Genomic DNA, 14,438 nt, shown 5'->3' with positions numbered 1-14,438 from the left:
CGCGCTCATGCGGACAGTTCCTCGGCGGCGCGCACCGTCGCCGCCTGCTCCGGCTCCGCGACGGCGGCCGACAACGCCCGCTCCAGCCAGGTCATCTCGCCCGAGCTGGGCGTACCGCGGACGTCGGAGAGGAAGCTCCGGGCTACTTCGATGTCGCGTCGGCCGTGCACCCGCTCACGGTAGCGCAGTTCCGGGTTCCCCTCGGGCCGAGCCCATTCGACGTGCACCGCGTAAGGGAACCGTTCGCGCAGCTTGCGCATGGCGTCGACCGGGCGGGCGGCGTCGGTGAGCACGGCGGACACGTAATGCTGTTCGGCCGCGGTGTGCTGCGCGCCGAACAGCAACTCGTCCAGGGTGCCGGTCAGCTTGCTCAGGCCGCGGACCGTCGGCAGGTCCCGGCGGCGCACCGCCTGGAGGCCGGCCGCGTCCAGCTCGACGATCCACACCGCTTTGCGATGCGCGTTCTCGCCGAACGAGTACGGCAACGGCGAGCCGGAGTAGCGGACCGACTCCGCCAGCGTCTGCGGCGAATGCAGGTGGCCGAGGGCCACGTAGTCGATGCCGTCGAAGGCGGCCAGCGGCACCGTCTCCACGCCGCCGACCGAGATCGAGCGCTCCGAGCCGGTGGCCTCCCCGCCGACCACGAAGGCGTGCGCGAGCACGACCGTTCGCGCACCAGGTCGCCGTTCGATGTCGGCACGCACCCGGGCCATCGCCGCGTCCAGGATCTCGGCGTGCGAGCGAGCTTGCGGCACATCGAGTTCGGCGCGGGTGATCTCCGGTTCCAGGTACGGGATGCCATAGAACGCCACCGGCCCGTGCTCGTCCTCCAGCAGGACGGGGCGATCGGCGTCCGCGACCGTGGTACGCAGATGCAACCCGCCCGCCGCGGCGAAACTCGCGCCCGCCCCCAGCCGGGCGGGGGAATCGTGGTTGCCCGAGGTGGCCACGATCTGCGCACCCGCCGCCCGAATGGCCTCGAATCCCTGGTTGCACACCGCGATCGCGTCGGCGCTCGGAATCGACCGGTCGTACACGTCGCCGGGCAGGACCACCACCTCGACCGACTCCTCGGCCACCAATTCCGCGATGGCGGTCAGTGAACGAGCCTGGTCGGCAAGCAGATCGACCCCGTGGAACGTGCGCCCGATGTGCCAGTCCGAGGTGTGCAGCATCCGCATGCCGCGAAACCGTAGGCCAAGGCACCGACAGACTCCAATCGCCACGCCCGCTGTGTCCGGTTTTGCCCAGCCGAGGCCCGGCGTGTCCGCCACCGGCTTCGGATCAGGGGCGGAATGCGCCACGAGGCCGATCGCCGCACATGCCTTTGCCTCCCGTGCATTCCGACGCGGGAGCTTCCGGCTGTCGGCATCCCGCACGGTGTGCGGACCGGACGGCGGCGCGCCGGCAAGCCTGTTGCCGACGCGATGCCGAATAGTCGCTCCGTGCTCGTTCTTGTCGGTGACCTACGGCACTATCTGCGCCATGACCGCCCCGATGCTCGTCGCACCGACGCCGGTGTTCGCCGCGGGTTGCGGCCTCGGCCGGATGAGCCGTGCCGCGCGGGCCGGGCATCGCGCCGCGGTGGCGGATACACAGCTCGCGGCGGCCGCGGACAACGAACGGTTGCTGCGACAGTCGCGAGCATGCAGCGCATCTCCCACCTGCTCACCGAGCAGATCGGTCAGCTGGTCCGGGCTGCGTGCGCCCCAGGACCGGGGCGGTGGGGCGAGATCCAGCTCGGGCGCCGTTCGCCTCCTACCTGGACGCCTGCGGCGCCGTGGACCCCGACGTACGAGCCGAGCAGCTCACCAGGTACGCCGAACACCTGCGCGCATGCCGACCAACCCCTGGACGATCTGGAAATAGCCGACCAGGGCGTGCACGCGATCGCGCGCGTGGATTCCCGGCCGCGCGCGTGGGCTTCGCCGAGGCGGTCGAGTAACCGGGACAATGGCCGTGCCGCCACGCCGCCGAGCGCGGCGGCAACTAGTGTGCATATCGTGGCTGCTTCCGAACGTGTGCGATCCCGGGTGCCCGCGCCGCAACGCTCGATCCTGCCGTCGGTGCCGGGAATCCCGGTCGGCGCGGCGATCCTGATCGCGGTTGCCTGCACGTTTCTGGGGTTTCTGATCGATGCCAGCGGCGGCAGCGCCGAGCTGACCGGCACGTTCGCCGCGCTGTACGTGCTGGGGTGTGTGGCGGCCGTCGCCGCCGTGCGCTACCGCGGCTTGTTCAGCACGATGGTGCTGCCGCCACTGCTGCTCTTCGTCGCCGTCCCGCTGGCCTATCAGCATCTCACCGGCCGTGGATCGACCTCTTTGAAGGACATCCTGCTCAATTTGGCGATCCCGCTGGTGAACCGTTTTCCGACGATGATGCTCGCCACGGTCGTCGTCCTGCTGATCGGCGGCGCCCGGATCTACTTGCATCGCCGCGAGGAGCAGGACGCACGGCCGCTCTCGGCCCGCCGCGGCGAGAGCTGGGGCAAGTCGTCGGCGAAGAAGAGCAGACCCGCCCGTTCCTCCGGCGGCGTCTCGGACCCGGCGCGCCGCAAAGCCCGCCGCCCGAAAAAGGAGCCCGACGAACTCGAGGTGGACGAGTCGGACGAGCCCGCCCCGCGGCCGGCGCGCCGGCCTGCGGCGCAGGTCGCCGACACCCCGCCGCGCGTCGCACCGTCTCGTCCGCGCGAAGGCCGGGCTCCTGCCCGGGGCGCCACCCGCCCCACCGCGGCAATGCCCCGTCCGGAAGGCGAACCACCGCGCGGTGCGGGCCGCCGTCGCGAAGTGCCGCCGCATCCTCAGCCCAATGTGCGCTACCGCGACTCGGGCCGCACGGAACGGCGCAGGCCGGAGAATCTGTAGAACGAGTTCGCCGCTCAGCCGGTTTCCCGAAGTCGGTCTCCGCGGCGAACTCCGAGTGCCGGATGCCAGCAACATGCCGACCGGATCGGTGGCCACCGCACTGAGATACGGCGATGCGATTCGGCGCGAAGGCTCAGCCTTCGCCGGTGTACCGAGCCGCACGGGAATGTCGGCAACCACCCGGAAATGGCGCGCATAACGCTGTGCCGTGGTCAGCGGACGATTCGAGCGATTCCCGCGAAGGTTTTCCCTCGCGGTCCGCGAGGGCGATCAGCGTTGTGGTGACCACGCGACTCGCGCGTCGAGTGGGACGCCCATCCCGTACATTCTCGCGATCTGAGCGGGCTCGGCGTCCGTCAGCGACGGGCGTCGCGCAGTTCCCGGGGCAGCGCGAAGACGAGGGTTTCGTTGGCCGTGGTGACCGGCTGGACGTCGCCGTAGCCGTGCTCGGCCAGCATGTCCAGGACGCCGCGGACCAGGATGTCGGGGACCGAGGCACCCGAGGTGATGCCGATCGTGCGGACACCTTCGAGCCAGGCCGGGTCGACCTCGCGAGCGAAGTCCACCAGATACGCCGCTTTGGCGCCCGCGCCGAGGGCCACCTCGACCAATCGCACCGAGTTCGACGAGTTGCGCGAGCCGACCACGATCACCAGGTCGCATTCCGGCGCCATCGCCTTCACCGCCACCTGGCGGTTCTGCGTGGCGTAGCAGATGTCGTCGCTCGGCGGGTCCTGCAGGCCGGGGAAGCGCTTGCGCAGCCGCTGCACCGTCTCCATCGTCTCGTCCACGCTCAGCGTGGTCTGCGAGAGCCAGATCACCTTCGACTCGTCGCGCACGCTGACGTTGTCCACCGCGTCGGGACCGTCGACCAGCTGGACGTGCTCGGGCGCCTCACCGGCGGTGCCCTCGACCTCCTCGTGACCCTCGTGACCGATCAGGAGGATGTCGTAGTCGTCGCGGGCGAACCGCTTGGCCTCCTGGTGGACCTTGGTCACCAGCGGGCAGGTGGCGTCGATGGTGTGCAGATTGCGCTCGGCGGCCGAGGCGTGCACCGCGGGCGACACGCCGTGCGCGGAGAACACGACGACCGCGCCCTCGGGGACCTCGTCGGTCTCGTCGACGAAGACCACGCCGCGTTCGCGCAGCGTCTCCACGACGTGCCGGTTGTGCACGATCTCCTTGCGCACGTAGATGGGCGCGCCGTGTTTGTCCAGCGCTTTCTCGACGGTTTCGACCGCGCGGTCCACGCCGGCGCAGTACCCCCGCGGTTCCGCGAGCAGCACGCGTTTCCCGCCGTCGGCAACGGCGTTTGCGGCGCCTGCCGAGCGGGCGATTCCGACGTTCAAGGGAATGGCCGAAGACATGCCCACAGGATACGTGCGGCCCGGGACCCTGCCACGTCCGGGAGTTGTCCGTCACATTCCCGCCGGGATCCGCGGAGGACGGGTCGCGAACTGCGGCGCAAGGCCGTCACAGCGGAGCCGGCGACAAGCCGCGGTGACTCTCGGCGGACACTCCCGCCGAGACCTGGGTTTATTCTCCGCTTTATGAGCACAGCGTCGCGCAATTCCCGCCGATCGGCCGCGCGCCGTTGCGGGCGAATATCCGAACCGCGCCCACCCCTCCTTTGCATAGCACACCATTTCGGGCAGGCTAGGACCATGTTTCGACCACCCTTTCTGGCCCGGGTCGCCGCCGGGGCCGCCGTATACGCCCTCGAGGAATCCCGCCGGTTACCCACGGCGGCAATGAATCTCCCGATCACGGCCATAAGTCAGATGCTGCAGACGACTATGCACGTCCAGCAGTTCGTGACCAGTCTGGCCCTGAAAGGCGACGCGGTATTCGACCGTTTGGCCAACCGCCCGGTCGAGCAGCCGGAGTGGGCCACCTTCGAGGAGGACCTCGCCGACGAGCCGAGCCCCGCTCCGCTTCGCAGCAGTCGATTCGATCTCTACACCGCCGACGATCCGGAGCCGTTCCGCTCGCCCGAATCCTTCCCAGCGGACGACGCCCGCGCGGGCGAGACCAACGGCCACGCCGCCGCGCCGACGATCGCCGAACAACCGGCCGAAGAACCGGAGCCGACCGATCCGGAATCGGAGCTCGACCCGGTCGCGGAAGCGCCCCGGATCACCGAACCGGAAGCCGCCATCCGCTACGACTACGCCACCATGACCCTGGCCCAGCTGCGTGCCCGGCTGCGCCTGCTGACAGTCGAAGACCTCACCGCGCTGCTGGAGTACGAGCAGCACACCCGGGCCAGGGCGCCGTTCGTGACCATGCTGACGAACCGGATCGCCACCGTGCAGGCCCAGTGACCGAACCCCGGACACCTTCGTCGCCGACGGCCGGCCGGGAAACCTCCGGCCACTCCGCCGCCGCGCCGGCCAATTCCGCCGCGCACCCCTGGCCGGTGCGCTCGGTGTCCATGAAGGTCGCCCAGTGGATCGACCGGCTCGGCAGCATCTGGGTAGAGGGTCAGATCACCCAGATCAATCTCCGTCCGGGCACCCGCACCGCGTTCCTGGTGCTGCGCGACCCATCGGCCGACATGTCGCTGTCGGTGACCTGCGACCCGGACCTCATCCGCAGCTCCCCCGTTCCCTTGCAAGAGGGCAGCCGGGTGGTCGTCTACGGCAAGCTCTCGTTCTTCACCGGGCGCGGCACGATCTCGTTGCGCGTGCTGGAGATCCGGCCGGTCGGCATCGGCGAACTCCTGGCCCGCATCGAACGGTTGAAGGCGCTGCTGGCGGCCGAGGGCCTGTTCGATCCCCGGCTCAAACGCCCGATCCCCTTCCTGCCCGGAACGATCGGCTTGATCACCGGCCGCGCCAGCGCCGCGGAGCGCGACGTGCTGAGCGTCGCCCGCAATCGCTGGCCCGCGGTGCGTTTCGAAATCCGCAACACAGCCGTGCAGGGGCCGACGGCGGTGCCGCAGATGCTCACGGCGCTGGCCGAGCTCGATCGTCACCCGGCTGTCGAGGTGATCGTCCTCGCGCGCGGCGGCGGCAGCGTGGAAGACCTGCTGCCCTTCTCCGACGAGGCGCTGTGCCGCGCGATCGTGGCCGCGACCACGCCGATCGTCAGCGCGATCGGCCACGAACCGGACAACCCCCTCAGCGACCTGGTCGCGGACCTGCGCGCGGCGACCCCCACCGATGCCGCCAAGCGGATCGTCCCCGACGCCGCCGCCGAACTGGCCTGCATCCGTGAGCTGCGGGAACGCAGCGCCGCCGCGCTGCGCGGCTGGGTCGACCGGGAGACCAGGGCGCTGGCCCAGCTGCGGTCGCGGCCCGTGCTGGCCGACCCGCTGCGCGAGATCGATCGCCGCCAGGAAGAGGTCGAACGCCTGCGCGCCGCCGCGCGCCGCTTCATCGAGCAAGTCCTCCGAACCGAATCCACGGCCACCCGGCATCTGCGCGAGAAACTCACCGCCGTGGGCCCGGCCGCCACACTGGCCCGTGGTTACGCTGTCGTACAGCGCGTCACCGGCCGGGAACGGGAGGTGGTGCGCTCGATCGAGGACGCGCCGGCCGGCAGCCAGCTGCGCATCCGGGTCGCCGACGGCGCCGTCACGGCCGCCGCGCTCGGCACTCAGGCGCTCGGCGCGAAGCACACCGACACCGGGAGGAACTGACCTTGGCCGAATCCGGCAAGTCCGCGGGGAAGAACGGGGCGGGAGCCGACCCGGCCGACGATTCGGCCGAGATCGCCGGTTTCGGCTACGAACGCGCGCGCGACGAACTGGTCAACGTCGTCAAGATCCTCGAACAAGGCGGCCTCGACCTCGACGAGTCCCTCGCACTGTGGGAACGCGGTGAGGCGCTGGCCAACCGCTGCGAAGAACATCTGGCAGGGGCGCGCAAGCGCGTCGAGGACGCACTGCACCGCACCGACCTGGAACAGCGGGAATGACCATCCGCCGCGCCACGCCGGACGTCCGCACCACCGACCTGGCCGCCAGTCGCGAGTTCTACCGGCTGCTCGGCTTCCGCGAGGCGATGGACCTCGGCTGGGTCGTGACTATGGCCTCCCCGTCCAACCCGACCGCCCAGGTGCTGCTCGTCGGCCCGGAAGCCGGACAGCTCCAGCCCGACATGAGTGTGGAGGTAGACGACGTCGACGCCGTACACGCGGCGGTGACCGCCGCGGGCGCCGACGTCGTCTATCCCTTGCGCGACGAGCCCTGGGGCGTGCGCCGCTTCTTCGTCCGTGACCCGAGCGGAACCGTCGTCAACGTGGTGAGCCACCGCTGACGACAGCCCGCTCGGTCATTCCTGGCGCGGCGCGGCCACGGCGCGGAATCGCGCGACGCCGCCCGCGCTGCTCAGCCGCTGGAATCCGGCCTTCTCCAGCACACGCACCGACGACGGATTGGACAGTTCCGCATCGGCGCGCACCACGCGGACGCCGGGCGCGGTGAACGCGTGCGCCGTCAAGGCGACAGTGGCCTCGGTGGCGTAGCCACGAGCGCGACGCGAGGCGACGACGCCGTACCCGATCTCCAGCTCTCCGTCGGAGGGCGGCCAGAAAAGCCCGATCGATCCGACGACGAGTCCACTCGATCGCTCGACGATCAGGCGGTGGCCGAACGGGCCGAGCCAGTCCGGGTTCGCGGCGAACAACTCCGCGATGACGCGATCTCCTTCGGCGGGAAAGTCCGCCGACCACGCGGGCCGACGCCGGTCGTCGAGCACGGCGGCGGCCTCGTCGGCGGTCCACGACCGCAGGATCAGGCGTTCGGTGCGCAGGTCGGGGGAAATGAGAGCAGACACGTGACACTCCTGGTCATCGAAGAAAAGACCGGTCCGCGTCGAGGTGTATGCGGAGAATCAGTGGCGCGCGAACCGGCGAAGGGCATGCGAAGAACGGCTGTTGACAGCCATATTCATCGACCTCCGAGATCCGGTTCGGCACGTGCCTCGTACCGCGGCAAACCCTAGCGGTCGCGCGCGGCCGACAGCAAGGGGCGGGTCAGCGTTGCAGCGGCTGCGCCGCCGTGATCGCCTGGGCGAGCGTGGTGAACGCCGCCTGGTCGCCCGCACCGGTGATCAGTACGCGGGACTGGCCGAGGTCGGTGATCCACGCCGTCTCCGACCCCTGCTCGGCGTAGACGATCCACTTCTGCGCCCCCACCTGCTCGGCGCCGCTGGCATACCGGGACCCGAGCACGAACCGGGCCAGCGCCTCCTCGGTCGCGTTGCTCTGGGTGAATCGCATGTAGGTGCCCTGCGGCGTGATGTAGCCGACCGTGCTGACCGATCCGCCGCCGGTGCCGCCGATGGATTCACGGCTGCCGGAATTGGGCGTCCAATCAGCGGGCAGAGCGGGGTTCCGGATCGGGAACGGCAAGGAACGAGCGTCGGCGGTGAGCGCCGCTTCGACGTCGAAATGGGGGATCTGCCCCTGCGTCGGACCGTTCGCGGCGAAACTGCACTGGCTGGCCAGGCCCGCGAACACCAGCGCGATCAGCACCAACGGGATCAACGACCAGAACAGATCCCGGTAGTCGTTCAAGATGCGCGGCTTTTGGTACGACACGCTCCCAGTATCCACTCGCGCGGCGATGCCGCCCCGCCCACCCCGACCCGCGCAGCAGGGGTGTACGCCCGTGCCAGACCGAATGAGACAATCGACCGGTACGTACCGACGCACAGGAGGCACCCCGCAATGACGGCAACTTCTCCCACACCTAGCCGCCGCGAGGCGCCCGACCGCAACCTCGCACTCGAGCTGGTCCGCGTGACCGAGGCCGGGGCGATGGCCGCGGGCCGGTGGGTCGGACGCGGCGACAAGGAGGGGGGCGACGGAGCCGCCGTCGACGCCATGCGGCAGCTGGTCAGCTCGGTGTCCATGCGCGGCATCGTCGTCATCGGCGAGGGCGAGAAGGACGAAGCGCCCATGCTGTACAACGGCGAGGCCGTGGGCGACGGCACCGGTCCTGAAGTGGACTTCGCGGTCGACCCGATCGACGGCACCACGCTGATGTCCAAGGGCGTGCCCGGCGCGATCTCGGTGCTGGCCGTCGCCGAGCGCGGCGCCATGTTCGACCCCTCCGCGGTGTTCTACATGCACAAGATCGCCGTCGGCCCCGACGCCGCCGACGTGATCGATATCTCGGCCCCCATCGGCGAGAACATCAGCCGGGTCGCCAAGGCCAAGAACTTGTCGAAGTCCGACCTGACCGTCTGCATCCTGGACCGTCCCCGGCACGCCGAACTGATCCAGCAGGTGCGCGACGCGGGCGCCCGCATCCGCCTGATCTCCGACGGCGACGTCGCGGGCGCGATCGCCGCGGCCCGCCCCGACTCCGGCACCGACATCCTGGTCGGCATCGGCGGCACCCCCGAGGGCATCATCGCCGCCGCCGCGATGCGCTGTATGGGCGGCGAACTACAGGGCATGCTCGCGCCGAAGGACAACGAGGAACGGCAGAAGGCGATCGACGCGGGCCATGACCTCGACCGCGTCCTGACCACCGAAGACCTGGTCTCCGGTGACAACGTCTTCTTCTGCGCCACCGGCGTCACCGACGGCGACCTGCTGCGCGGCGTGCGCTACTACGGCGGCGGCGCGTCGACCCACTCGATCGTCATGCGCTCGAAGTCCGGCACGGTCCGCATGATCGACGCCTACCACCGCCTGACCAAGCTGCGCGAATACTCCTCGGTCGACTTCATCGGCGACGAACACGCGGTCCCGCCGCTGCCGTGACTTCTGGCCGCGACTTCGTCGCGGCGTGTTCGCGGCACATGAGGTACTTCTCAGGGCAGGGGCGAGGGCACCCGTCTTGTCGTTTCGTATTCCCGGGTGCGGCGTGTCGGCGTGTGCGAATGACCTCAGGCGTGGCAGCCCCACGGGAAGCGGCCGCGGCATAGGGTCGAAAGCATGACCGAGGAGACGGAGACGCAGTACCGCATCGAGCACGACACCATGGGCGAGGTCCGGGTTCCGGTGGACGCTCTGTGGCGGGCGCAGACCCAGCGGGCCGTGGAGAACTTCCCGATCAGCGGACGCGGCTTGGAGCGCGCGCAGATTCGCGCGCTCGGCCTGCTGAAGGCCGCGTGTGCCACGGTGAACCGCGACCTGGGTCTGCTCGATCCGGAGAAGGCCGATGCCATCGTCGCCGCGGCGAACGAGATCGCGGAAGGCAAGCACGACGATCAGTTCCCGATCGACGTCTTCCAAACCGGTTCCGGCACCAGCTCGAACATGAACGCCAACGAGGTGATCGCCTCGCTGGCCGAAGCGAAGGGCGTCACGGTCCATCCGAACGACGACGTGAACATGTCGCAGTCGTCAAACGACACCTTTCCCACGGCAACGCATCTCGCCGCGACCGAAGCGGTCATCACCGATCTGGTTCCCGCGCTGGAGCATCTGCGGCTGGCGCTGCTGGACAAGTCGACCGAATGGCGCACGGTAGTGAAGTCCGGCCGCACCCATCTCATGGACGCCGTCCCGGTGACCCTCGGCCAGGAGTTCGGCGGCTACACCCGTCAGGTCGCGGCGGGCATCGACCGCATCATGGCGACACTGCCGCGGCTCGGCGAACTGCCGATCGGCGGAACGGCGGTCGGCACCGGGCTGAACGCGCCGGAGGGTTTCGGCGCGAAGGTCGTCGCCGAGCTGGTGCGCGCGACCGGCATCGACGCGTTGCGTGAGGCCGAGGACCACTTCGAGGCGCAGGCCGCGCGCGACGGTCTGGTGGAGGCCTCCGGCGCGCTCCGCACGATCGCGGTGAGCCTGACCAAGATCGCCAACGACATTCGCTGGATGGGCTCGGGCCCGCTGACAGGTCTGGCCGAGATCCAGCTGCCGGATCTGCAGCCGGGCAGCTCGATCATGCCCGGCAAGGTGAATCCGGTACTGCCCGAAGCGGTCACCCAGGTCGGCGCGCAGGTGCTCGGCAACGACGCCGCGGTGGCCTTCGCCGGCGCGAACGGCGCTTTCGAATTGAACGTTTACATCCCGGTGATGGCGCGCAACTTGCTGGAGTCGATCCGCCTGCTGGCCAACGTCTCTCGTCTGTTCGCCGACAAGTGCGTGCGCGGCCTGGTCGCCAACGTCGAGCACCTGCGCACACTTGCCGAGTCCTCCCCCTCGATCGTGACACCGCTGAATTCGGCCATCGGCTACGAGGAGGCGGCCGCGGTCGCGAAGGAAGCGTTGAAGGAGAAGAAGACCATTCGCCAGACCGTCATCGATCGCGGTCTGCTGAACGAGAAACTGACCGAGGAGGAGCTCGACCGCCGCCTCGACGTGCTCGCCATGGCGAAGGTGAAGGAACAGGACTGACGAGGGCCGACCGAGCCGCGACAGAACGAACGCCACCTCCGTAGCCGTCGGGCTACCGAGGTGGCGTTCGCCGGACCGTGATCCGGAGGCGGCGGTTCAGTCCCGCAGGTGCGAGAGCTCGTCGCGCGCCAGTTCGCCATCCGGACCGAAATCCGTGCGCGTGAAGATGTTCCAACGACGCAGCAACGGAGCGAAGACCAGCTCTCCCTCCTTGGCGCGGTCGTAGACGCCCGCCTCGGCCAGCACCTCGTCGCTGTCGCGGCCGTCGGAAAGCGTCACTGTCGGGACCTCGAAACCGGCGATCCGGTCGGCGATGGCCCGCACGGCCTGGTCCGGCACCAGATCGAGAGCGGCGGAGATCAGGTCGGCGAAGAACACCGACTGCAGTTCGTCGTCCAGCGCGATGCGCTCGGCGATGGCGGTGACCAGGGGGTTCTCGCCGAGCGCCGCGATGTTGCGGTGCCGCACGGCGCTGGCGGACTCCTCGAACGCGCAGTTGGCCAGCACATCGAGCAGGTGCATCGCCGGGCGGCGGAAGCCCTTGGTCATGTGCTCCATCCGCAACCGCTCCAGTTCCACCGGGTCGACGGCCCTGGTGACCATGAGGTAGTTGCGGATCGTGATCTCGTGGCGGTTCTCCTCGGCCGTCCAGCGGCCGACCCAGCGCCACCACGCGCCGGTGCGCAGGTACTTGCCGATCTCGCGGTGATACGAGGGCAGGTTGTCGGCGATCAGCACCGAGACGGTCAACGCCAGTTTGGCGGTTTCACCGAGTTCGGACTGGTCCGGCGTCCAGTCGGTACCGCCGAGGAAGGCGAAGTTGCGCCCGTCGTCCCACGGCACGAGGTCGTGTGGCTGCCACCCGTCGGCGACATCGACGTGCTTGCGCAGCAGCAGTTCTACGTCCACCGCGAGCGATTCGAGCAGTTCGCGATCGGTCAGGAGAGTTTGCACCGAGATAACCTAGCGGCTTGGCCCGCGAAGCGGGGGCGGATGGGTGGAATGGGCAGGCTACCGGGGCCACGCGGGCGGCCCCGGACGCCGAATACCTGGTCGTTACTTCGGCGTGACGGTGATAGTACCGTTCACCCAGGTGATGGTGCCGCCGGTGAAATCGCTCTGCTTGCCACCGGGGATGTCCTTCTCGTCGCTGACCGGGTAGCCGAGGGGCCCCTGCGCGCCGCCGTTCTCTTCCCACGCCTTGCGGATCTCGCCCCAGACGACGTGCGGTTCGCCGTCTTTTGCCTCGTAGATCGTGCCGCCGGCGAAGTCCTGGTACTCGCCGTCGTCGGGGCCTTTCTCCTCCGCTTCCCTCGGGAGGCCGAGCGTGCCGGTCGGGCCGCCGAGTTCCATGTATTTCTCGTAGATGTCGCCGTCGACGGCGATCTCGCCGCCCGGCGTGGGGATCCTGGTCCCCCCGGCCGCCGGGGCCGTCGTGCCCGTGGCGCCGCCCTCGGTGGTGGTGGTGTCGTCGTCGGCCGCGGTGGTGGTCGGGCTCGCGATCGTGGTCATGATGCTCGTCATCATGCCGGTCATGGTGGCGCCGGGGTCGGAGTCGTCATCGTCGCCGCACCCGGCCAAGGCCAGCCCAGCGGCGGCGAGCACTGCGGTGAATCCAGCCGTTCGTCGAGCGAAGTGGTGCATGTCCATCCTCTCGCTGTGGGCTACCGGCACACCACGGACTCCGTGACATCGCGCGTAGCCTCGGCCGATTGTCAGGCAATGACCCGGTGATCGACGAGGGTCACCGGGTCATACCGAACAGCTATCGCGGCGGATGATACCCGCCGGATGTGCTGTGAAACACACCGCCGAACGGCGCTGGGGGATCAGGCGTTGGGGCCGTATTCCTCCAGCATCTCGGTGACCAACGCCGCGATCGGCGAGCGCTCGCTACGGGTCAGCGTGATGTGCGCGAACAACGGGTGGCCTTTGAGTTTCTCGACCACCGCCGCGACACCGTCGTGCCTTCCGACGCGCAGATTGTCCCGCTGGGCCACGTCGTGGGTGAGCACCACCCGTGAGCCGGTTCCCAGCCTGCTGAGCACCGTGAGCAGCACATTGCGCTCCAGCGACTGGGCTTCGTCCACGATCACGAAGGAGTCGTGCAGCGACCGCCCGCGAATGTGGGTCAGCGGCAACACCTCCAGCATGTCGCGGCTGAGCACCTCCTCCATCACCTCCCGGCTGGCCAGCCCGTCGAGGGTGTCGAAGACCGCCTGCGCCCAGGGACCCATCTTCTCGCTCTCGGTGCCGGGCAGGTAGCCGAGATCCTGACCGCCGACCGCGTACAGCGGACGGAAGACCACCACCTTGCGCTGCGTCCGCCGTTCCAGCACCGCCTCCAGGCCCGCGGTCAACGCCAGCGCCGACTTGCCGGTACCCGCCCTGCCACCGAGGGAGACGATGCCGACGCTCTCGTCCAGCAGCAGATCGAGCGCGATGCGCTGCTCGGCGGAACGGCCGTGCAGCCCGAATGCCTCGCGTTCACGGACCAGTTGCACCCGCTTGTCCGGGGTCACCCGGCCGAGTGCGCTGGAGCTGACTCCGAGCAACCGAATACCGGTATGGCAGGGCAGCTCTCGCGCCTCGTCCAGATCGATCACCGACTCCGCGTAGAGCCGATCGATGTGCGCGATGCTGACATCGAGCTCCACCATGCCGGACCAGCCGGAGGTCACCACGTCCTGGGCGTGGTACTCGTCGGCTTGCAAGCCCACCGCACTGGCCTTGACCCGCAGCGGAATGTCCTTGGACACCAACACCACGTCGCGGCCCTCGGCCGCGAGGTTGAGCGCACATGCCAGGATTCGGGAGTCGTTGGTGTCGGTGCGGAAGCCGACCGGAAGGACCGCGGGATCGGTGTGGTTCAGTTCCACCTGCAACGTTCCGCCCTCGGCGCCGATCGGCACCTGCTGATCCAGCCTGCCGTACTGCAGGCGCAGATCGTCCAGGTTGCGCAGCGCTTCTCGCGCGAACCAGCCCAGCTCGTGATGGTGCCTTTTGGCTTCGAGTTCACTGATGACCACCAGGGGTAACACCACGTCATGTTCGCCGAACCGCGTGAAGGACCAGGGATCCGACAGCAGGACGGACGTGTCGATGACGAAGGTTTTGCCGAGTAATTGCGAGGGGCGGGCCCCCTTCGCGGCGGCTCCGCCTTTCGCGGAGCTGGAGTTCGCCGAGGGAGCGGAAACGGAGCGTGCAGCAGTCACGGTGGGCTCCTCTGTGTCCGTGCGGCAGTCGCACGAACGATCTCGCTGGACCGGT

General features: G+C 69.2%; 14 protein-coding genes. 7 read left to right on the top strand and 7 right to left on the bottom strand.

Going from position 1 to position 14,438, the window contains the following annotated elements:
* Positions 1 to 5: 5 nt before the first annotated feature.
* Entirely contained in the window at positions 6 to 1,181 is a 1,176-nt protein-coding gene (locus M8859_RS19075) for an exonuclease SbcCD subunit D (protein ID WP_195070979.1), read from the bottom strand.
* A gap of 465 nt (positions 1,182 to 1,646) precedes the next feature.
* Here M8859_RS19075 and M8859_RS19070 point away from each other — a divergent pair, with 465 nt between their 5' ends.
* Positions 1,647 to 2,864: a DUF6542 domain-containing protein gene (locus M8859_RS19070; protein WP_223520829.1), complete on the top strand. Its 1,218-nt coding sequence runs from the start codon at positions 1,647 to 1,649 to the stop codon at positions 2,862 to 2,864.
* A gap of 356 nt (positions 2,865 to 3,220) precedes the next feature.
* Here the strand turns inward: M8859_RS19070 and M8859_RS19065 are convergent, their stop codons facing one another.
* Positions 3,221 to 4,231 carry a 4-hydroxy-3-methylbut-2-enyl diphosphate reductase gene (locus M8859_RS19065; RefSeq protein ID WP_159927585.1) on the bottom strand — a complete coding sequence of 337 codons (1,011 nt, stop codon included), beginning with the start codon at positions 4,229 to 4,231 and terminating at the stop codon, positions 3,221 to 3,223.
* A gap of 297 nt (positions 4,232 to 4,528) precedes the next feature.
* Between M8859_RS19065 and M8859_RS19060 the strand changes: the two genes are divergently transcribed.
* The 4 genes from M8859_RS19060 (at position 4,529) to M8859_RS19045 (ending at position 7,126) form a co-directional block, all read left to right on the top strand.
* Positions 4,529 to 5,188, top strand: coding sequence for a lipid droplet-associated protein (locus M8859_RS19060; RefSeq protein WP_249644620.1), 660 nt, complete (start codon positions 4,529 to 4,531; stop codon positions 5,186 to 5,188).
* 95 nt (positions 5,189 to 5,283) lie between these two features.
* The gene (xseA, locus tag M8859_RS19055) at positions 5,284 to 6,507 is read left to right on the top strand and encodes an exodeoxyribonuclease VII large subunit (protein ID WP_249644640.1); all 1,224 of its coding nucleotides are present in this window, start codon (positions 5,284 to 5,286) and stop codon (positions 6,505 to 6,507) included.
* Between the two features lie 2 nt (positions 6,508 to 6,509).
* On the top strand, positions 6,510 to 6,785 hold the full coding sequence (locus tag M8859_RS19050) for an exodeoxyribonuclease VII small subunit (RefSeq protein ID WP_159927591.1): 276 nt from the start codon (positions 6,510 to 6,512) through the stop codon (positions 6,783 to 6,785).
* Positions 6,782 to 7,126 carry a VOC family protein gene (locus tag M8859_RS19045; RefSeq protein ID WP_159927593.1) on the top strand — a complete coding sequence of 115 codons (345 nt, stop codon included), beginning with the start codon at positions 6,782 to 6,784 and terminating at the stop codon, positions 7,124 to 7,126. Before M8859_RS19050 ends, M8859_RS19045 begins: the two co-directional genes overlap by 4 nt.
* Before the next feature lie 15 nt (positions 7,127 to 7,141).
* Here M8859_RS19045 and M8859_RS19040 read toward each other — a convergent pair whose 3' ends face one another.
* Together M8859_RS19040 and M8859_RS19035 are read right to left on the bottom strand one after the other, a co-directional pair.
* A complete protein-coding gene (locus M8859_RS19040; RefSeq protein ID WP_159927595.1) occupies positions 7,142 to 7,645 on the bottom strand; it encodes a GNAT family N-acetyltransferase in 504 nt (167 codons plus the stop codon).
* A 199-nt stretch (positions 7,646 to 7,844) separates the two neighbouring features.
* The gene (locus M8859_RS19035; protein WP_159927597.1) at positions 7,845 to 8,411 is read right to left on the bottom strand and encodes a DUF4245 domain-containing protein; all 567 of its coding nucleotides are present in this window, start codon (positions 8,409 to 8,411) and stop codon (positions 7,845 to 7,847) included.
* A gap of 129 nt (positions 8,412 to 8,540) precedes the next feature.
* Between M8859_RS19035 and glpX the strand changes: the two genes are divergently transcribed.
* Together glpX and M8859_RS19025 are read left to right on the top strand one after the other, a co-directional pair.
* Positions 8,541 to 9,584: a class II fructose-bisphosphatase gene (gene glpX / locus M8859_RS19030; protein WP_195070977.1), complete on the top strand. Its 1,044-nt coding sequence runs from the start codon at positions 8,541 to 8,543 to the stop codon at positions 9,582 to 9,584.
* Between the two features lie 174 nt (positions 9,585 to 9,758).
* Positions 9,759 to 11,168 (top strand): class II fumarate hydratase, encoded by a 1,410-nt coding sequence (locus M8859_RS19025; protein ID WP_159927601.1) that lies wholly within the window; start codon positions 9,759 to 9,761, stop codon positions 11,166 to 11,168.
* A gap of 96 nt (positions 11,169 to 11,264) precedes the next feature.
* On the opposite strand, the gene M8859_RS19020 is transcribed toward M8859_RS19025, so the two are convergent.
* The 3 genes from M8859_RS19020 to phoH2 all read right to left on the bottom strand — a co-directional run bounded on the left by M8859_RS19020 (position 11,265) and on the right by phoH2 (position 14,383).
* Entirely contained in the window at positions 11,265 to 12,122 is an 858-nt protein-coding gene (locus tag M8859_RS19020) for an acyl-ACP desaturase (RefSeq protein WP_159927603.1), read from the bottom strand.
* Positions 12,123 to 12,224: 102 nt separating this feature from the next.
* Positions 12,225 to 12,812 (bottom strand): LGFP repeat-containing protein, encoded by a 588-nt coding sequence (locus M8859_RS19015; RefSeq protein ID WP_159927605.1) that lies wholly within the window; start codon positions 12,810 to 12,812, stop codon positions 12,225 to 12,227.
* A gap of 185 nt (positions 12,813 to 12,997) precedes the next feature.
* Complete coding sequence (phoH2, locus tag M8859_RS19010; RefSeq protein ID WP_249644619.1) at positions 12,998 to 14,383, bottom strand: RNA 5'-3' helicase PhoH2; 1,386 nt, start codon at positions 14,381 to 14,383, stop codon at positions 12,998 to 13,000.
* Between the last annotated feature and the right edge of the window lie 55 nt (positions 14,384 to 14,438).

The organism is Nocardia sputi, assembly GCF_023501985.1.
This window is presented reverse-complemented; position numbering and strand designations above follow the sequence as displayed.